The organism is Lentibacillus sp. (genome assembly GCF_035301675.1).
GTDB lineage: Bacteria > Bacillota > Bacilli > Bacillales > Amphibacillaceae > Lentibacillus.
In genome coordinates this window covers 39,625-58,860 of record NZ_DATGTT010000011.1, presented here as the reverse complement: position 1 = coordinate 58,860, position 19,236 = coordinate 39,625, and the positions used below count along the sequence as shown (strand labels likewise).

The 19,236-nt window shown below is 41.3% G+C and carries 16 protein-coding genes and 1 pseudogene; 7 read left to right on the top strand and 10 right to left on the bottom strand.

Annotated elements, in window-relative coordinates; translation table 11 throughout:
* Positions 1-34 precede the first annotated feature (34 nt).
* The 10 genes and pseudogenes from VK097_RS02075 to rpmH all read right to left on the bottom strand — a co-directional run bounded on the left by VK097_RS02075 (position 35) and on the right by rpmH (position 9,418).
* Positions 35-874 (bottom strand): ParB/RepB/Spo0J family partition protein, encoded by an 840-nt coding sequence (locus VK097_RS02075; protein WP_324210133.1) that lies wholly within the window; start codon positions 872-874, stop codon positions 35-37.
* Positions 855-1,628: a ParA family protein gene (locus tag VK097_RS02070; protein WP_324210132.1), complete on the bottom strand. Its 774-nt coding sequence runs from the start codon at positions 1,626-1,628 to the stop codon at positions 855-857. The genes VK097_RS02075 and VK097_RS02070 overlap by 20 nt, the downstream gene beginning before the upstream one ends.
* 238 nt (positions 1,629-1,866) lie before the next feature.
* Complete coding sequence (gene noc / locus VK097_RS02065) at positions 1,867-2,727, bottom strand: nucleoid occlusion protein (RefSeq protein ID WP_324210172.1); 861 nt, start codon at positions 2,725-2,727, stop codon at positions 1,867-1,869.
* Between the two features lie 257 nt (positions 2,728-2,984).
* Positions 2,985-3,700: pseudogene (gene rsmG / locus VK097_RS02060) on the bottom strand (16S rRNA (guanine(527)-N(7))-methyltransferase RsmG).
* A gap of 22 nt (positions 3,701-3,722) precedes the next feature.
* On the bottom strand, positions 3,723-5,609 hold the full coding sequence (gene mnmG / locus VK097_RS02055; protein WP_324210131.1) for a tRNA uridine-5-carboxymethylaminomethyl(34) synthesis enzyme MnmG: 1,887 nt from the start codon (positions 5,607-5,609) through the stop codon (positions 3,723-3,725).
* A 63-nt stretch (positions 5,610-5,672) separates the two neighbouring features.
* A complete protein-coding gene (mnmE, locus tag VK097_RS02050) occupies positions 5,673-7,049 on the bottom strand; it encodes a tRNA uridine-5-carboxymethylaminomethyl(34) synthesis GTPase MnmE (RefSeq protein WP_324210130.1) in 1,377 nt (458 codons plus the stop codon).
* A 344-nt stretch (positions 7,050-7,393) separates the two neighbouring features.
* Positions 7,394-8,008, bottom strand: coding sequence for an RNA-binding cell elongation regulator Jag/EloR (gene jag / locus VK097_RS02045; RefSeq protein WP_324210129.1), 615 nt, complete (start codon positions 8,006-8,008; stop codon positions 7,394-7,396).
* Positions 8,005-8,769: a YidC family membrane integrase SpoIIIJ gene (spoIIIJ, locus tag VK097_RS02040; RefSeq protein ID WP_324210128.1), complete on the bottom strand. Its 765-nt coding sequence runs from the start codon at positions 8,767-8,769 to the stop codon at positions 8,005-8,007. Before spoIIIJ ends, jag begins: the two co-directional genes overlap by 4 nt.
* 103 nt (positions 8,770-8,872) lie before the next feature.
* Entirely contained in the window at positions 8,873-9,217 is a 345-nt protein-coding gene (gene rnpA / locus VK097_RS02035) for a ribonuclease P protein component (RefSeq protein WP_324210171.1), read from the bottom strand.
* Positions 9,218-9,283: 66 nt separating this feature from the next.
* The gene (rpmH, locus tag VK097_RS02030; RefSeq protein WP_324210127.1) at positions 9,284-9,418 is read right to left on the bottom strand and encodes a 50S ribosomal protein L34; all 135 of its coding nucleotides are present in this window, start codon (positions 9,416-9,418) and stop codon (positions 9,284-9,286) included.
* Positions 9,419-9,982: 564 nt separating this feature from the next.
* Here rpmH and dnaA point away from each other — a divergent pair.
* The 7 genes from dnaA (at position 9,983) to gyrA (ending at position 19,142) form a co-directional block, all read left to right on the top strand.
* Positions 9,983-11,332 (top strand): chromosomal replication initiator protein DnaA, encoded by a 1,350-nt coding sequence (dnaA, locus tag VK097_RS02025; protein WP_324210126.1) that lies wholly within the window; start codon positions 9,983-9,985, stop codon positions 11,330-11,332.
* Positions 11,333-11,516: 184 nt separating this feature from the next.
* Positions 11,517-12,653 (top strand): DNA polymerase III subunit beta, encoded by a 1,137-nt coding sequence (dnaN, locus tag VK097_RS02020; RefSeq protein ID WP_324210125.1) that lies wholly within the window; start codon positions 11,517-11,519, stop codon positions 12,651-12,653.
* 185 nt (positions 12,654-12,838) lie between these two features.
* Positions 12,839-13,063, top strand: coding sequence for a S4 domain-containing protein YaaA (yaaA, locus tag VK097_RS02015; RefSeq protein ID WP_324210124.1), 225 nt, complete (start codon positions 12,839-12,841; stop codon positions 13,061-13,063).
* 15 nt (positions 13,064-13,078) lie between these two features.
* Positions 13,079-14,191 carry a DNA replication/repair protein RecF gene (recF, locus tag VK097_RS02010; RefSeq protein WP_324210123.1) on the top strand — a complete coding sequence of 371 codons (1,113 nt, stop codon included), beginning with the start codon at positions 13,079-13,081 and terminating at the stop codon, positions 14,189-14,191.
* A gap of 15 nt (positions 14,192-14,206) precedes the next feature.
* Positions 14,207-14,485, top strand: coding sequence for an extracellular matrix regulator RemB (gene remB / locus VK097_RS02005; RefSeq protein ID WP_324210122.1), 279 nt, complete (start codon positions 14,207-14,209; stop codon positions 14,483-14,485).
* A 102-nt stretch (positions 14,486-14,587) separates the two neighbouring features.
* Positions 14,588-16,513, top strand: coding sequence for a DNA topoisomerase (ATP-hydrolyzing) subunit B (gene gyrB / locus VK097_RS02000; protein WP_324210121.1), 1,926 nt, complete (start codon positions 14,588-14,590; stop codon positions 16,511-16,513).
* Positions 16,514-16,625: 112 nt separating this feature from the next.
* Positions 16,626-19,142, top strand: coding sequence for a DNA gyrase subunit A (gene gyrA, locus VK097_RS01995; RefSeq protein WP_324210120.1), 2,517 nt, complete (start codon positions 16,626-16,628; stop codon positions 19,140-19,142).
* The last annotated feature ends 94 nt before the right edge of the window (positions 19,143-19,236 follow it).

Genomic DNA, 19,236 nt, shown 5'->3' with positions numbered 1-19,236 from the left:
CTAATTTTTGTTCACTGAGTCAGTCTTTCTATCATTATTTTTCCAACGTTTCCAATATACGTTCCAAATCCTCATTTGAGTAAAATTCTATCTCGATTTTTCCTTTGCGTTTACCCCGATTAATAGAAACCGCTGTACCTAACCGGTCGCGTAATACAGATTCACGCTCCTCCAGAAAGATGTCTTTCTTCGGCTTTTCTTTTTTCTCTTTCGGCTTTTCATTCATTTGCACGATCAATTGCTCGACCTGACGCACATTCAGATTTTCATGACGTATTTTATTAACCAGCGGAATCACTTTATCCTTATCCTTAACACCAAGCAGTGCACGCCCATGCCCCATTGACAGTTCACCGTTGTTAATATAGGCAACCACCTGTTCAGGGAGCGAAAGAAGGCGAACAATGTTGGCAATATGTGACCGGCTTTTCCCGAGTCGTTTCGATAATTCATCCTGAGTAATGCCGAGTTCATTCATTAAGTTCTGGTAAGCGTGTGCTTCTTCAATAGCTGTTAAATCTTCACGCTGCAAGTTTTCCAGCAGAGCGACTTCCATCATTTTGTCATCTGACAAATCTTTGACAACCGCCGGAAGTGTTTCCAAATCAGCTTCTTTAGCCGCACGAAAACGCCGTTCACCAACAATGATTTCGTAACCCTTGATACTTTTTCGCACAATTAATGGCTGTACAATGCCGTATTCCAGAATTGAATCCTTTAATTCTTCGATAGCATCTGCATGGAAGGTCTTTCTTGGTTGATAAGGATTTGGACGGCACTCATCTACCGGAATTTCCTGAATGACATCTTCAGTCTCTTCTTCAAGCTCAGGTGGAAAAAAAGCATTTATTCCTTTACCCAACCCTTTCGCCATTGCTGACCACTTCCTTTGCTAATTCAAGATATACTTCAGCACCTTTTGATTTAGGGTCATACTTGAGAATCGGCTCCCCATGACTTGGTGCTTCTCCCAAACGGACATTTCTTGGGATGACTGACTGATAGACTTTGTCCTGAAAGTATTTTTTCACTTCCTCAATCACTTGAATGCCCAGGTTTGTCCGTGCATCAAGCATTGTCAGCAAAACACCTTCAATCATTAAGGTTTTATTCAAATGTTTTTGTACTAAACGAATCGTATTTAATAATTGGCTTAGTCCTTCCAGTGCATAATACTCACATTGGACAGGTATCAGCACCGTATCCGCTGATGTCAGGGCATTAATGGTAAGTAGCCCTAAAGACGGCGGACAGTCAATAATAATATAATCATATTGTTCTTTAAGGTCTTCCAGTGCTTTTTTAAGTCGAATTTCACGTGAAATCGTAGAAACAAGCTCTATTTCAGCGCCTGAAAGTTGAATAGTGGCAGGTATAATATCCAAATTTTCAACTTGTGTCGGGACACAAACTTCTTCCGCAGGCAGATCTTCTACCAGAACATTATAAATACACTGGTCCATATCGGCTTTGCTTATGCCTAAACCACTGGTAGCATTACCCTGTGGATCAATATCGACGACCAGTACTCTATTTTTCAGTTGTGCAAGACCTGCACTCAAGTTTACTGCTGATGTTGTTTTGCCAACGCCACCCTTTTGATTTGCAATGGCCATTATTTTTCCCATGCTGTCACCTACCTAATATCTATACTTATAATTCTATCACTTTTTTCAGACAAGCGCCTATTAAAATGATATTTTATAGAAAAACTTATGTTAAATATGTTTTGATTAGCTATAACTGAGAGTATTCCTGCCACTCACCATTTTGCAGGAGTTTCCATTTAAATTTATGGATTTAAAAACCACTCATCTTGTAATTTTGCAAAGATGAATGGTGTTTTAGTGTGCATAATAGAATATATTAATTCTTCTTTGGTATTTTGATTGTTATTTGATAAAAATCATCAAGTTCCTCTTCATCCGTCTCAACATCAATTCCCGTGTCGGAAACCATATTCAGAGATTGACGGATTGTATTCATGGCAATACGGACATCTTTATTGACGCCTTTACGCTTGGGGCGTTTTTTCGCCGGTTTTTCATCAGGCTGATTTATATTTTCAATCTGTTCTTCAGTCTGCTTTACATTTAAATCCTTATCTAGAATTTTCTCCAGCATTTCCACTTGTTTTTCCGGCTCGCTTATTTTAATTAATGCCCGTGCATGTCTTTCTGTTATTTGCTTATCCAACACAGCAGTTTGTACCTGTTCGGGAAGCTTTAAGAGCCTTAGTTTATTAGCAATGGTTGACTGATTTTTTCCAAGCCGCTGTGCTAAAGCTTCCTGTGTTAATTCATGCAAGTCCAGCAGCCTTGCATAGGCACTCGCTTCTTCGATAACTGTTAATTCCTCACGCTGCAGGTTTTCAATTAACGCAACAGAGGCAATTTCCGTATCTGTCATGGTGCGGATGATTGCAGAAATATTTTCCCATTCTAGTGTTTGTGCCGCACGCCATCTGCGCTCACCGGCAATAAGTTCATATTTATCTTCATCTTCCAACTTTCGGACAACTATCGGCTGAATCATTCCGTGTGTCAGGATCGTTTGTGCCAGCTCATTTATTTTTTCTTCATTGAACACAGATCTCGGCTGAAATCTATTCGGTTCTATTTTTTCAATAGAAATTTCGGTTACCTCATCCGGATGGTAGTTTTCTTCCTCTGGTACAGATTCATTTTTACCGCCCATACCAAAAATTCGGTTTAACGGTCTAACCACCACCTAACACCACCTTTACAATCATGTTCTTTCACTACAAACCGGTACTTTCCCTTTTAAATGCCCACAAAAAATATATCATCGCAACTAAAATTGTTCCACGTGAAACAATTTATGAAGTTTATTTATTCATAGAGGAAAATTTATCTATCACGACAATCTATCGAATCCGTCAAATCCTATCCTCATTTTATCATATATATTTCTGAATGAGTATGAAATCACCATATAATCTTTGGGCTAACATACAGGAAAGGTTAAGTGATAGGACTCTTGTTTGGCAGTCCCGGTTTTCGCGGGTACTTTTTAGGCGTTTTTTGATTTTTATGTATGGATATAATAGACCGCTCGCTGTCTTCTTCGGGTAATTGGAATGTATGGATTTTATCGAGTCCCCCACCCAAAATGTTCACAGCATTTTGACCATCGTTAAATTCATCTTTAGCCTGCGATCCTTTCATCGCAATAAATAAGCCATTTATCTTTGTAAGCGGCAAACATAATTCGGTCAATACAGACATTCGGGCCACAGCCCGTGAAATGACAATATCAAATGATTCCCGGAATTGTTTATTTTTACCAAAAATTCAGCACGATCATGATAAAAAGCAACTTTTTCAAGACCCAGTCTTGCTGCCAATTGATTTAAAAAGTTAATCCGTTTTTGTAAGGAGTCGACAATGGTTATGTTCATATCAGGGAAACAGATTTTAAGCGGGATACTGGGGAATCCCGCCCCAGCACCCACATCACAAATAGTAAAGTTCCCCGTAAAATCATGATAAAATGCAGCGGAAATAGAATCATAAAAGTGTTTCAAATACACATCTTCCTCATCTGTTAAAGCGGTCAGATTTATTTTTTCGTTCCACTCCACCAAAATCTGAAAATAATCAGCAAATTGCTCTGTTTGTTTTTCATCCAATTCGATTCCCTGCTCATACAACGCATGCACAAATTGTTCCGGTTTCATGAATCGTTTGCTCCTTTAACAGCTAGTTGGCTACACGAGCCACTTTGCCTTGTTCGATATAAACAAGCAGTATGGATACATCTGACGGGTTAACCCCTGATATCCGTGACGCCTGACCAACAGACAGCGGACGGATTCTTTTTAGTTTTTCTTTTGCTTCAAAGGCAATGCCATCAATATCATCATAATCAATGTTATCCGGAATCTTTTTATTTTCCATTTTAAGCATACGGTCTACTTGTTCATTTGCCTTCTTAATATAACCTTCATATTTGATTTGTATTTCAACCTGTTCTTTGACAATATCCGGAAGATTATCGTCTGTTTCGATGACACCTTCCAGCATTTTATACGTTACTTCCGGCCGTTTCAGCATATCGTATGCTTTTACAGCTTCTTTTAGTGGTGAGCCGTTTGCATTTTCCAGCATTTGCTGAACAGGTTCTTCCGGTTTGATAACAATTTTGCCAAGCCGCTTTTTCTCTTCTTCGACAAGACGCTGCTTCTCGGCAAATTGACTATGGCGTTCGTCATTAATCAAGCCGTAATTATAACCGATTTCGGTTAAACGCAAGTCAGCATTATCATGACGCAATAATAAACGGTATTCGGCTCTGGATGTCAGAAGACGATATGGTTCTTTGGTTCCTTTGGTAACGAGGTCATCAATCAGGACGCCGATATATGCACGGGACCTGTCGAGAATCAAAGGCTCTTTGCCGAACACTTTTGCACCAGCATTAATACCAGCCATAATTCCTTGTGCTGCTGCTTCCTCATAACCTGATGTGCCATTAATTTGCCCGGCAGTAAACAGGCCTGGAATACTTTTCACTTCCATTGTGGGCCATAATTGGGTCGGAACTACCGCATCATATTCAATAGCATATCCGCCGCGCATAATTTCAGCATTTTCAAGTCCGGGCACTGTTTTAACCATATCATGCTGGATATCTTCCGGAAGCGATGTTGACAGCCCTTGAACATATACTTCTTCTGTATCTCTGCCCTCAGGCTCAAGAAAGACCTGGTGGCGCGGCTTATCATTAAACCGGACAATCTTATCTTCAATTGACGGGCAGTAACGTGGTCCTGTTCCGCGTTTCATACCGGAATACATGGCGGATGATGACAGATTATCGTTAATGAGCTGGTGCGTAAATTCATTCGTATACGTGAGCCAGCACGGAATTTGGTTCGTAATATATTCTGTCGTTTCATATGAAAAACTTTGTGGTTTTTCGTCTCCCTGTTGAATTTCTGCCTTGGAATAATCGATTGAATGACTGTTCACGCGCGGTGGTGTACCCGTTTTGAATCGCGTAATGTCCAGACCAAGCTCTTCAAGGTTTTCGGAAAGTTTGATGGACGCCCGCTGGTTATTCGGACCACTTTCATATTCGAGATCACCCATCAGTACTTTACCGCGCATGAATGTACCAGTTGTTACGATAACATTATCAGCATAATAAGCTGCTTTCGTTTCTGTAACAACACCTTTACATTCACCGTCTTCCATAATCAGTTCATTGACCATGCCTTGTCTCAGTGTCAGGTTTTCCTGATTTTCGAGAACATGTTTCATTTCTTTAATATAAAGCGGCTTATCCGCTTGTGCCCGCAATGCCTGAACTGCCGGCCCTTTGCGGGTGTTCAGCATACGCATCTGGATGTAGGTTTTATCAATAACTTTCGCCATCACACCACCCAGTGCGTCAACTTCACGAACAACAATACCTTTAGCGGGACCGCCAAGTGACGGATTGCACGGCATAAAAGCAACCATATCAAGGTTCAGTGTCAGCATTAATGTTTTCGCGCCCATTTTTGCTGCCGCGACACCTGCTTCAACACCGGCATGACCGGCACCAATAACAATTACATCATAACGTCCGGCTTCATATACCATCGTTTTCACCCTTTCTGTTTGTGATTATTTCAAATCATCATGTCGTTTATATTCAAATTCACGTTATTTTCCTAAACAAAATTGTGAAAATAACTGATCAATTAAACTGTCACTGGCTGTATCACCTATAATTTCGCCCAGAAACTCCCATGTGCGTGTGATATCAATCTGGACGATATCAAGCGGCATTTCCATATCAAGACTGCTCATGGCATCTTCCAGTGCCTGTTTAGCCTGTTTAAGCAATTGGATGTGGCGGATATTGGAGACATACGTCATGTCACCTGTATCAATATCACCGGCAAAGAATGTTTCGGAAATGGCTGATTCCAATTCATCAATTCCTTCTTCTTTAATTAAAGAAGCAGTTATGACCGGTTTATCTTCAGCGAGCTCATTAACTTTTTCCAAGTCAAGTTTTTGTTCCAAATCAGTTTTATTAATAATCACAATATAGTCCAAACCCTGGACCGCTTCAAAAAGTTTTTTATCTTCTTCGGTCAGTTCTTCGTTATAATTTAAGATATATAAAATAAGATCTGATTCTTCCAGTACTTTCCGCGAACGGTCTACACCGATTTTTTCCACGATATCTTCTGTTTCGCGTATTCCGGCAGTATCCACAAGTTTCAGGGGAACGCCGCGGACATTGACATACTCCTCAATAATATCACGGGTTGTCCCGGGAACCTCAGTCACTATCGCTTTATTTTCCTGGACTAGTGTATTCATCAATGAAGACTTGCCCACATTCGGTCTTCCGATAATCGCAGTGGACAGTCCTTCACGCAATATCTTTCCCTGTTTGGCGACTTCAAGCAAATGCTCAATTTCGGCATGCACTTCCTTTGATTTCGTCCGCATCATCTCGTGTGACATTTCCTCAACATCATCATATTCCGGATAATCGATATTCACTTCAACATGTGCAACTGTTTCAATCAGCTGCTGTCTGAGACGTCCGATCAACTGTGAGAGCCGTCCATCCATTTGCTTGAGTGCAACCGACATGGCTTTGTCGGTTTTTGACCGGATTAAATCCATGACTGCTTCTGCCTGTGATAAATCGATTCGCCCGTGCAGGAAAGCACGTTTGGTAAACTCGCCCGGTTCTGCTATCCGCACACCTTGTTCAAGAATAATTTCAAGCACACGATTAACGGCCACCATGCCGCCGTGACAATTAATTTCCACAACATCTTCGCGTGTAAACGTCTTTGGTGCCCGCATGATCGTAACCATGACTTCCTCAGCAGCCTCATTTGTTTCGGGATCAATGATTTTCCCGTAATGGATGGTATGCGAATCGACATCATGCAGATATTTACCCTCAAACAATTTCGCAGTTACCGGGATTGCTGCTGAACCGCTCAGCCGGACAATTGAAATCGCTCCTTCACCAACCGGTGTGGATATTGCTGTAATCGTATCTGTCTCCATTCATCTCACCTCCATCTTACATTGAATTATCTATATCAAAAGCACTCTTTTTTTCTGTCACTAATATCATAGAATATCATAAATTTCATCAAAAATAAACTTATCCACAGTGTTACTATTTATAACCAATAAGAAATCCTTTATCCACATGTGAATAAAGGATTTCCTTCTATCTCCAAAGACCGCAGCGGAAATATACTCAGCTTAAAGTTCCGGTTCTTCATAATAGTAATCAGCGGGAACGGGTGAAACTTCTGCATTTTCGAGCGCAAGCGTATCTTTTCGAGCTAACTGATAAACAGCCTATAACAAAAAACCCCCGATTTCCGGAGGTTCTCAACCTACTATGATTTTATAACAATATGACGATGCGGCTCAACGCCTTCTGAGATCGTTTTTACCTGCTCATTCGTCTGTAATGCGTTATGAATAATTTTACGTTCAAATGCAGGCATAGCCTCGAGTGTTACTGTTTTATTCGTTCTTAGCGCTTTATCGGCCATTTTATGTGCCAGGGATTCAAGCGTCTCTCTCCTTCTTCCGCGATACCCTTCCGCATCAACGCTAACGGTGTAATACTGGTCTCCGTCCTTATTTAAGACAAGATGTACCAGATATTGAATGGCATTCAATGTCTGCCCGCGCTTGCCGATCAATAAAGCAATTTTATCACCTGATAAGTCAAACGTGACGTGATTTTCCGAAACTGTCGTTGTCATGTCAGCTTCGACGTTCATCTTACCAGTTACATCCTGCAGGAATGTTTCGGCTTCTTCAATCTGATTTTTTTCCATCATCACCTTAACAAAGGCGCGCTTGGATCCAAATACACCCAGAAGCCCTTTTTTCCCTTCATCAATCACTTCAACTTTAACATGGTCCCTTGTGGTGTCTAACTGCTCTAATGCTGATTGGACCGCTTCTTCAACCGTTTGTCCACTAGCAGTTATTTCTCTCACTTTTTGTCTCCCCCAGTTTTTTGATTATCCATCATCGGTTTACGGATGAAAACCGTCTGAGCAATCATAAACACATTCCCCACTACCCAGTACAGTGCTAATGCTGCTGGAAGAATGTAACCCATAACTATAATCATGATCGGCATGACATAAAGCATCACCATCATTTGCGGGTTTTGGGCAGCCTGGCTACCGCCCATCATCATCTTTTGCTGAATAAACGTTGCACCACCGGCAATCAACGGCAAAATATAATCCGAGGTTCCCAATTGAAACCACAGAAAGGTATGCTCCTGCACTTCCGGCGTCCGCATAATGGCATGATACATCGCAATCAGAATCGGCATTTGCACAAATATCGGCAAACATCCAGCAAGCGGGTTCACCCCATGTTTCTGGAATAACTGCATCGTTTCCTGCTGCAGTTTTTGTTGGGTGTTCGCATCTTTTGATGAATATTGCTGTTGCAGTTCCTTAAGTTCAGGTTGAATATCCTGCATGGCTTTAGAACTTTTTAACTGCTTAACGTTCAGCGGCAGAAGAATTAAGCGGACAATGACAGTTACAACAATAATAGCTAATCCATAACTTCCGTTGAACATATTTGCAAAATAAGTAATAACCTGTGATAACGGCCATACAAAATATGAATTCCAAATTCCAGTACTCTCTGGAGTGATTGGTTCTCTTATATCCGTACATCCAGAAAGAAGTGCCAATAACCCAATTAAGGTTATAAGCAGCCAAATCTTTTTACGCAATTTATTTCCTCCTAACAAGCAAAAAAACAACCTATGTATAAAACCTAATAGCTATTTTACCATTAAATCAATAGAAGATTCCATATATAATCAAAAAAGCCCGTTATTTTTTTAACAACAGCCGTTCTTTGGCCAATAAGTGAACTAAACTCTTTTTCACCTGGTGAAAATTCATCTGCCTTGTCGGGTGTCGTGCAATGATAATAATATCGTTTGTCGGCCTTACATAGTCTTCCAGCTCAATAAATGCCTGGCGCAGATAACGTTTGATACGATTTCTCATAACAGCATTACCTATTTTTTTACCGACAGATAACCCAATGCGGAAATGCTCCTGTCCAGGTTTTTCTATATAATATAGAACAAGCTGCCGGTTTGCAAATGACTTCCCATGTTTGAACACATACTGGAATTCCTCATTATCTTTTACCCGGTATATTTTTTTCAATCCGATCACCTTCACCATTCATTTTCCCGCTATAGTGGAAAAAAGACCACTGATAATGTCAGTGGTCTATGCAGACAATACTTTTCTTCCTTTACGGCGACGGCGCTTCAATACCTGGCGTCCGTCTTTTGTACTCATCCGTTTACGGAAACCATGTACTTTTTTCCGTTTGCGCGTATTTGGCTGAAATGTTCTCTTCATTTATCATACACCTCCCTGAGGAATTCAAACATAACACTACACAATTTTAAAGGCAGTCTAAGATATTATAATGAAAATCAATTCCACCTGTCAACTTTTCATCGTTTAAATTTTATCCACACCTACCTGTTATATTTTTTTATCGAAAAATTTTTATTCACAACACGTATCGACAAATTACTCACAAAATATAGTAGTGTGGATAAATATTGTCTACAACTGATGGATAATGTGGATAAGTGTCGAAAAAGCGTTGCATGATGCGCTTTTTTCTGATATTATAACTGTGTTTTAACATGTGTAATAAATGATATCACCTTTTCTTTTTCCACAGGGTGTGGATAATGTGTGGATATATATACACACCTCTGTTTATTAAACTATCAACAAAAGTGTGGATAACGTACATAACCCTTTGATTATGCTGCAGTAACCATGCTTAAACATCCACAATCAAATATGCACACATTTTTAACAGAAAACCTTTCCGTATCTCCCTGTCAGGATGTTCATCGCGAAAGGGTTTTTCTATCATCTTATCAAGACTGAAAGGGGTGAAGTCAGTTGGAAAACATCGATGAACTATGGCATGCGACGCTGGAGAAGATTGAGGAGAAAATCAGCAAACCGAGCTTTGAAACCTGGCTAAAAAATACAAAAGCTCAATCATTAAAAGAAGACACATTAACTGTTCTGGCGCCAAATGAATTTGCACGCGACTGGCTTGAAGGCCGATATACTAAATTAATAGATGAAATTTTACTGGAAATAACAGGTGCCCGTTTATCGACGCGATTTATTATTCCGGATGCAAATGATTCGGTTGATGATGAGGATCCTGCTCCTAAAAAAGTCCCGATAGAAAATAATGGCGGTTCAAATCATACCAAAACGATGCTGAACTCCAAATATACATTTGATACATTCGTGATCGGGTCCGGAAACCGCTTCGCACATGCTGCATCACTTGCTGTGGCAGAAGCCCCTGCAAAAGCGTACAACCCATTATTCATTTATGGTGGTGTCGGTCTTGGCAAAACGCACCTGATGCACGCCATCGGGCATTACGTCCAGGACCACAATCCTGAAGCAAACGTTGTTTATTTAACATCCGAAAAGTTTACGAACGAATTTATCAATGCAATTATGGACAATAAAGCGACTCAATTCCGAAATAAGTATCGCAATGTCGACGTTCTATTAATCGATGATATTCAATTTATCGCTGGAAAAGAATCAACACAGGAAGAATTTTTCCATACATTTAACGCACTTCATGAAGAAAATAAACAGATCGTCATTTCCAGTGATCGTCCGCCGAAAGAAATTCCGACACTTGAAGACCGGCTGCGTTCAAGATTTGAGTGGGGACTGATTACGGACATTACACCGCCGGATCTGGAAACACGAATTGCAATTTTGTCGAAAAAAGCAAAAGCGGATGGACTCGATATTCCAAATGAAGTGATGCTTTATATTGCTAATCAGATTGATACCAATATCCGTGAACTGGAAGGTGCATTAATCCGGGTAGTGGCCTATTCTTCACTCATTAATCAGGATATTGATGCCTCACTTGCTGCAGACGCACTGAAGGATATCATCCCAAGCAATAAACCGCGCGCCATTACCATTCAAGGCATTCAGGAAGCGGTCGGAGAAAAGTATAATGTAAAATTGGAAGATTTTGCGGCAAAAAAACGGACAAAGGCAATCGCATTCCCCCGACAGATTGCGATGTATCTATCACGTGAACTGACAGATTTTTCATTGCCTAAAATTGGTGAGGAATTTGGCGGAAGGGATCATACAACCGTCATTCATGCCCACGAAAAGATTGTGAAAATGATGGATAATGACACACTGTTGCACCGGGATATCGAAGAATTAAAAGAACAGATGAAATCATTATAGATTATCATGTTGTTAATCATGTGAATTAAGCTTGCACACTTGTAAACACTCTATCCACATGTGTATAACTTTCGTACAGCAAAGTTCTCGAAGATATCCACATAATCACAGACATTATTACTGTTATTACTATATTTTTATAAAAAAATAATAAATATATGTATCCAAAAGGAGAATTAAGTTCATGAAATTTATCGTTCAGCGTCAACAGTTAATTTCCAGTGTCCAGGATGTCATGAAAGCTATCTCATCCAGAACTGCTATTCCGATTTTGACTGGGATGAAAATTGAAACGACTGCAAATGGCATTACATTAACTGGGAGTGATTCTGATGTTTCAATCGAATCGTTCATTCCTGCAGAAGAGGACGGCATAGTTTATGTCGAACAAATTGAAACAGGCAGTGTCGTTCTGCAGGCACGCTATTTTCCGGATATTGTTCGGAAACTACCGGAGGACACCGTTGAAATTGAAGCTGATGAAAATTTTAATGTGACCATTCAATCAGGCAAGGCTAAATTTAACCTGAACGGACAGGATGCCAGCGAATATCCGCAACTGCCTGTTTTGCAGACGGAAAACAGTTTTGAAATCCAATCAGACCTGCTGAAAAACTTAATCAGACAAACCGTTTTTGCTGTTTCAGCAATGGAAACCAGACCTATCCTAACCGGTGTCAATATCAAAATCGAAAATGAAAAATTGCATTTCACTGCTACAGACAGTCACCGGCTTGCACTGCGCACTATTCCACTGGAAGGTGTCACATTAAATCTGCCAAGTATCGTTGTTCCGGGTAAAAGTCTGAACGAACTGAATAAAATTCTGGACGATAAAGGCGAAAAAGTAGAAATCAATATCACAAATAATCAAATTATGTTCCGTACGAAGCATTTAAATTTCTTGTCGAGATTACTCGACGGGAATTACCCGGAAACATCCCGTCTGATTCCAGAACAAAGCCAGACAACGCTTCATGTTAAAACAAAAGGATTAATTAATACCATTGACAGGGCGTCCTTGCTTGCCAGAGAAGAGCGGAATAATGTCGTAAAATTGACTGCCCAGGATAATCGAATTTTGCAAATTACCAGCAATTCGCCTGAAGTCGGTCAGGTGGCTGAAGAAATCACAGCGGAGTCACTTGAAGGTGAAGATTTAAAAATCTCATTCAGTTCAAAATATATGCTGGATGCCTTGAAGATCATTGAGAGTGACGAGGTTGTCATTAAATTTACCGGAGCCATGCGCCCGTTCATTATTCGCCCTGTTGATGATGATTCAATTTTACAACTGATTTTGCCAGTAAGGACTTATTAAGTAAGACAAATGGAAATCGGCCGATCCGTCGATTTCCTTCCTCTTCCATTCTCCGGAAAACTGCCATTAATCGCTGATTTTATAATAATTAAAGCATCTTTCCTTCCCATAGCACCAAATCTTTAGTAAAATAGGTAAGAAGTACAAATACGTCAATCAATATAGTGAAAAGTCTGGTGATCATCATGTATGAACCTGAAAAAATTCAAATTGAGACGGACTATATCCAGCTTGGCCAATTAATCAAATTGTTGAATGTACTGGATTCCGGCGGTATGGTTAAGACCTTTTTGCAGGATCAGGGAGTGCTTGTTAACAGTGAACCCGAACACCGCAGAGGAAGAAAACTTTACCCGGGTGACGTAATCGAAATGGAAGGTATCGGATCTTACGTTGTCATCCGGAATTAAATACGGGGAATTCACATGAACATTGAACAATTGCAATTAAAAAACTATCGGAACTATGAGAAACTGGATATTAGGTTCAACAATAAGATCAATGTGATTATTGGTGAAAATGCGCAGGGAAAGACCAATCTGATGGAAGCAGTATATGTACTTGCTTTTTCAAAATCACATCGTACTCCAAGAGAAAAGGAACTTATCACATGGGAGCGGGAGTATGCTAAAATAGAAGGCAGGGTCACAAAGAGGAACCAGACAATCCCCCTTGAAATCATTTTGTCGACAAAAGGAAAAAAGGCAAAATTAAATCATATTGAACAGCGGAAATTAAGCGATTATATCGGTGCATTTAACGTCGTTATGTTTGCTCCTGAGCATTTATCGCTTGTTAAAGGGCCGCCGCAGACAAGAAGAAGATTTATCGATATGGAACTTGGGCAAATTCAGCCAACATATATTTATCACCTTGGACAGTACCAAAAGATATTGAAGCAGCGGAATCACTTATTAAAGCAGCTGCAACGTCGTGAAATACAGAATAAAACAATGCTGGATGTATTGACGGATCAATTGGTTCAGCATGCAGCTATTTTATTGGAACGCCGATTTATTTTCCTCGATTTGCTCCGGAAATGGACAAGTCCGGTTCATCATTCGATCAGCCATGGTACGGAAAGGCTTGAAATCAGCTATGTGCCAACAATTGAAGTATCAGAATCGGCAAATAAGGAAAAGATAGAAAGTATATATACTAATAAATTCCATGAACTGAAGAATAAAGAGATAGAACGCGGCACGACCTTAATCGGGCCGCACCGGGACGATATCGTTTTTTATGTCAATGATAAAGATGTCCAGACCTATGGATCTCAAGGGCAGCAGCGGACAGCAGCACTATCTATAAAGCTGGCGGAGATTGAACTTATCTGCAATGAAGTAGGCGAATATCCGGTTTTACTTCTTGACGATGTATTGAGTGAGTTGGATGATCACAGACAATCCCATTTATTAAATACAATCAAAGGCAAAGTTCAAACGTTTGTATCGACGACGAATGTTAATGGCATTAATCATGAAACATTGCAGGAAGCACAACTGTTTCGTGTTGAGAATGGTACTGTTGAAACGTGACTGTGGAGGAATACGATGTTTATTCATATTGGCAATGATAATGTAATCCAGTCTAAAGATGTCATCTCCATTATTGATCACAGTGTTGTCACATCATCGGGGATAATGGAGAAAATGATGGAAAATGCCACAAAACAGCATACACTTTTTGGTCCAACTGACGAGATAAAGTCAGTTGTTATAACGAGAGAGAATATTTATTACAGTGCGTTATCTGTTTCTACTCTGAAAAAACGAGCCAGTATGATTTCGACAATCAGCAAAATGGATGATTATTCGGATGAGATTGAGTAAGTCATGAAGGTCACTTCATGGAATTAAAGTATGCGAAAACTTTAGTACTCGTTGTCTGAGTGAGCCGAGACAGAAGTTTTTCCAGGAAACGTAGGTGAAAAGATGTCAGCAGAAAGAAAAATTACAAATGAACAAGCTTATGGTGCCGATCAGATTCAAGTGCTGGAAGGTTTGGAAGCAGTACGGAAGAGACCCGGAATGTATATTGGCACAACCAGTGAAAGAGGGCTGCATCATCTCGTATGGGAGATCGTCGATAATAGTATTGACGAAGCACTTGCCGGTTACTGCGATAAAATTCAGCTCATTATTGAAAAAGATAATAGTATAACGGTCATTGATAACGGGCGCGGCATTCCGGTTGATGTTCAGAAAAAAACCGGTAAACCTGCACTTGAAGTCATTATGACAGTCTTGCATGCCGGCGGAAAGTTCAGTAATGACAATTATAAAGTGTCCGGCGGGCTCCATGGTGTCGGGGCATCTGTTGTCAACGCCCTGTCCAGCAGTCTAGATGTTTACGTACACCGCGATGGAAATATTTACTATCTTGGTTTCGAAAAAGGCATACCACAAGGAAAGATCGAAACAGTCGGTGAAACAGATATTACCGGGACCAAAACACAGTTTAAACCTGATCCGGAAATATTTGTTGAATCGACGGAATTCAACTTTGATCTACTCGAACAGCGTGTGCGCGAACTTGCCTTTCTGAATAAAGGGATAACCGTCTCGCTTGAAGACAAACGGGCTGACCGTGAGCCGGTCGAATATTGTTACGAAGGCGGCATCAGTTCATATGTCGAATATATTAACCGCAACCGTGAAGTGCTCCATGAGCCGTTTTATTCAGAAACTGAAGAAGAGCAAATTATGGTTGAGGTAGCGATTCAGTATAATGACGGATTTGCCAGCAACATTTACTCGTTTGCGAACAATATTCACACGTATGAAGGCGGGACCCATGAATCAGGCTTTAAATCCGGTCTGACAAGGGTGATTAATGATTACGCACGTAAAAATAATATGTTTAATGAAAATGATCCGAACTTAAGCGGCGATGATGTTCGCGAGGGTCTGACAGCCATCATTTCCATTAAGCACCCGAATCCGCAATTCGAAGGCCAGACAAAGACAAAGCTCGGCAACAGTGAAGTGAAAAAGGTGACAGATTCAGCATTCAGCGAAGCTTTTTCGAGGTTCCTGTTTGAAAATCCTGATGTGGCTAAAATTGTTGTCGAAAAAGGCTTGATGGCATCACGAGCACGAATTGCGGCGAAGAAGGCACGTGAATTGACGAGACGCAAAAGCGCGCTTGAAGTATCTAACTTGCCCGGTAAACTTGCCGATTGCTCCTCAAGAGATGCAAGCATCAGTGAGCTGTATATTGTTGAGGGTGATTCTGCCGGCGGTTCAGCCAAGCAGGGCCGGGACCGGCACTTCCAGGCTATCCTGCCGTTACGCGGGAAAATATTAAACGTTGAAAAGGCACGTCTTGATAGAATTTTATCCAATAGAGAGGTCCGAGCAATGATTACGGCAATGGGAACCGGTATCGGCGAAGACTTTGATATTACCAAAGCCCGTTACCATAAAGTTGTCATTATGACCGATGCTGATGTCGATGGTGCGCATATCCGCACATTACTATTAACCTTTTTCTATCGTTACATGCGTCCTTTGATCGAACATGGCTACGTTTATATTGCCCAGCCGCCATTGTATAAAATCCAGCAGGGAAAAGCTGCTTATTATGCGTATGATGACAATGAAATGGAGCGCATATTGAATGAGCTTTCAGAGTCGCCAAAACCAGGACTGCAGCGCTATAAAGGTCTTGGTGAAATGAATGCAGAACAGCTTTGGGAAACGACCATGGATCCCGAAACACGGACATTGCTTCAAGTCGGTCTTTCCGATGCCATGGATGCCGATAATATTTTTGATATGTTGATGGGTGACAAAGTGGAACCACGTCGGAATTTCATCGAAGAAAATGCTCAATATGTCCAGAACCTGGATATTTAGTAAAACGGTCTGAAAGAAAATAGATTGGAAGTCTGACGGAAAACGGCGGCTAACTGCCCATAAATGTTCGATTCTGTTCAACTCAGGAAGGAAGATTTGGAGGTATTTTTAAATGGCGGATGAACAACGTCCCAGGGTTCAGGAAATTAATCTTAATCAGGAAATGCGCACATCTTTTCTTGATTATGCTATGAGTGTTATCGTATCACGGGCGCTGCCCGATGTGCGTGATGGCATGAAACCTGTCCATCGCAGAATACTGTATGCCATGAACGACCTTGGAATGCATGCAGATAAAGCGTATAAAAAGTCTGCCCGTATCGTAGGTGAAGTCATCGGTAAGTATCATCCGCATGGAGATTCGGCTGTCTATGAGTCGATGGTGCGCATGGCACAGGATTTCAGCTATCGCTATATGCTCGTAGACGGTCATGGCAATTTTGGTTCAGTTGACGGAGATTCAGCAGCAGCTATGCGTTATACGGAAGCACGAATGTCCAAAATTTCCATGGAATTATTGCGGGATATCAATAAAGATACCGTTGATTACGCGGATAACTACGACGGAACAGAACGGGAACCGGTTGTTTTCCCTGCCCGATTTCCAAATCTAATTGTTAATGGCGGTGCCGGAATTGCTGTTGGTATGGCGACAAACATCCCGCCTCACAATCTTGGCGAAACGATTGATGCGGTATTGGCTGTCAGCAGGGACCCTGAAATCACGATTCATGAATTAATGGAAAACTATATTTATGGCCCTGATTTTCCAACAGCGGGAGAAATCCTCGGCAGAAGCGGTATCCGCAAAGCGTTTGAAACGGGTAAAGGATCTGTGACGATTCGGGCAAAAGTGCATATTGATGAACAGGCAAATGGCAAATCAACCATCATTGCCACCGAATTGCCTTATCAAGTCAATAAAGCAAAGTTAGTTGAAAAAATCGCAGAACTTGTACGTGACAAACGGATTGATGGCATTACAGACCTGCGTGATGAATCAGACCGGAATGGCTTACGTGTTGTCATTGAACTTCGCCGTGATGCCAATCCAAACATTGTGTTGAATAATTTATATAAATATACGGCTTTGCAGACGACGTTTGGCATCAATACACTGGCATTGGTAGATGGACGGCCGCAAGTGTTAACCATTAAACAGTGCCTTGAGCACTATTTGGAACATCAGAAAGTCATTGTTAAACGCCGTACTGCATTTGAATTGCGGAAGGCTGAAGCACGCGCGCACATTCTGGAAGGTTTGCGTGTGGCACTGGACCACCTGGATGAGGTCATTTCGCTTATCCGCAACTCAAAAACAACTGATATCGCCCGTGATGGCTTGATGGAGAATTACGGTCTGAGTGAGAAACAGGCCCAGGCCATCCTGGATATGCGTCTGCAGCGTCTGACAGGCCTTGAACGGGAAAAAATTGCTAATGAATATAACGACCTTCTCAAACAAATTGATGAATTGAAAGCCATTTTGGCCGATGAAGAAAAAGTGCTGGAAATTATCCGTGAAGAACTGACCGGAATAAAAGAAAAATATAATGATCCGCGCCGGACACAAATCGTTTCCGGCGGAGCAGATTTTATTGAAGATGAAGATCTGATTCCTGAGGAAAATGTCGTCATTACGCTTACCCACCAAGGATATGTCAAGCGCTTGCCTGCATCGACGTACCGGACACAAAAACGCGGCGGCCGCGGGATCCAGGGCATGGGCACAAATGACGATGACTTTGTGGAACACCTGGTATCCACTTCAACCCATGACACCATTCTTTTCTTCACGAATAAAGGAAAAGTTTACCGTGCCAAAGGGTATGAAGTTCCTGAATTCAGCCGGACTGCAAAAGGCATACCGATCATTAATCTGCTACAGATTGAAAAAGACGAATGGATCAACGCGGTCATTTCGGTTTCCGAATACAGTGAGGATTACTACCTGTTCTTCACAACAAGACACGGTTTATCCAAACGTACGAAGCTGTCGCAATTTGCAAACATACGCAAAGGCGGGCTGATTGCTGTCGGGCTGCGAGAAGAGGATGAGCTGATTTCAGTCAGGCTGACGGACGGATCGAAAGACATTATGATAGGCACCAAAAATGGCTATCTTATCCGTTTTTCAGAAGAGCAGGTCCGTTCAATGGGGAGAAATGCGGCAGGTGTACGCGGTATTTCGTTGCGGGAAGATGATGAAGTGGTATCCATGGAGATACTAGATCAAGATTTGCAAGTACTCCATGTCACCAATAAAGGTATCGGCAAACGTACACCGGAGGATCAATATCGCAAGACAAATCGTGGGGGTAAAGGTATCTTCACGTGTAAACTGTCAGATGACAATCATGTTGTAGCGGTGAAGGCTGTAACAGGAGAGGAAGATATCATGCTGATCACCGCAGCCGGTGTGCTGATCCGTATTCAGGTTGAAGGAATCTCCCAGACCGGACGGAATGCACAAGGTGTCAAACTGATCCGCCTTCAGGAAGATGAAGAAGTCGCAACCGTTGCAAAGGTAGAGGAAGAAGAACCGGAACCAGAGGCAAATTCTGAGCAAGATGGTAATACTGAAACAGGTTCAGCGTCAACAGACGATCAGGAAAATGAGGAATCATAATCCTGACAAGCTGATTCAACAGGTGACCACAACGGGTTATGATTCGATTCGTTATAGGTCACCTTTTTGTTTAATGGTAATTTAACTTCAAACA

Excerpts from the sequence above, each read along its gene's own strand:
- VK097_RS02075 (WP_324210133.1), bottom strand. The coding sequence starts at position 874 with ATGGCGAAAGGGTTGGGTAAAGGAATAAATGCTTTTTTTCCACCTGAG.
- VK097_RS02070 (WP_324210132.1), bottom strand. The coding sequence starts at position 1,628 with ATGGGAAAAATAATGGCCATTGCAAATCAAAAGGGTGGCGTTGGCAAA.
- mnmG (WP_324210131.1), bottom strand. The coding sequence starts at position 5,609 with ATGGTATATGAAGCCGGACGTTATGATGTAATTGTTATTGGTGCCGGT.
- mnmE (WP_324210130.1), bottom strand. The coding sequence starts at position 7,049 with ATGGAGACAGATACGATTACAGCAATATCCACACCGGTTGGTGAAGGA.
- rpmH (WP_324210127.1), bottom strand. The coding sequence starts at position 9,418 with ATGAAGAGAACATTTCAGCCAAATACGCGCAAACGGAAAAAAGTACAT.
- dnaN (WP_324210125.1), top strand. The coding sequence starts at position 11,517 with ATGAAATTTATCGTTCAGCGTCAACAGTTAATTTCCAGTGTCCAGGAT.
- yaaA (WP_324210124.1), top strand. The coding sequence starts at position 12,839 with ATGTATGAACCTGAAAAAATTCAAATTGAGACGGACTATATCCAGCTT.
- recF (WP_324210123.1), top strand. The coding sequence starts at position 13,079 with ATGAACATTGAACAATTGCAATTAAAAAACTATCGGAACTATGAGAAA.
- remB (WP_324210122.1), top strand. The coding sequence starts at position 14,207 with ATGTTTATTCATATTGGCAATGATAATGTAATCCAGTCTAAAGATGTC.
- gyrB (WP_324210121.1), top strand. The coding sequence starts at position 14,588 with ATGTCAGCAGAAAGAAAAATTACAAATGAACAAGCTTATGGTGCCGAT.
- gyrA (WP_324210120.1), top strand. The coding sequence starts at position 16,626 with ATGGCGGATGAACAACGTCCCAGGGTTCAGGAAATTAATCTTAATCAG.